This window comes from Alicyclobacillus sp. CIJ1, assembly GCF_057538885.1.
This window is the reverse complement of the sequence record NZ_BAAJPH010000074.1, coordinates 1-267: the sequence shown is the minus strand read 5'-3', so window position 1 is coordinate 267 and position 267 is coordinate 1. Positions and strand designations below refer to the sequence as shown.

Annotated in this window: 1 protein-coding gene; it reads right to left on the bottom strand. The window is 55.1% G+C overall.

Translation table 11 applies throughout. The features are described from left to right. Positions 1-267 (bottom strand): hypothetical protein (locus tag AC27E8_RS06515; protein WP_487098619.1); only part of this gene is annotated, 267 nt, incomplete at both ends.

Sequence of the window (267 nt, the reverse complement as noted above, 5' to 3'; positions counted from 1 at the left end):
TTGTGCCGTTTGTCCAGGTCACCGATACCGGATTCGACTGATAGGCGTCGTTCTGAATGTCGAACACGCCGCCCCCGGGCGGAATATACGACACGTATGCGATAAACGTGTCCGTTCCCGGCACGTTGCTTGTATAAGTTTCCGACGCACTCGGTGTGAAGATCTCACTTGGACCCACCGTCTGCCCCGTGGTTTCGTTCACGAGGGTGATCCACATGTTCCCGTTGTTTTGCCATCCGCTCGTCACGTTGACCGTCAATGTAGTAG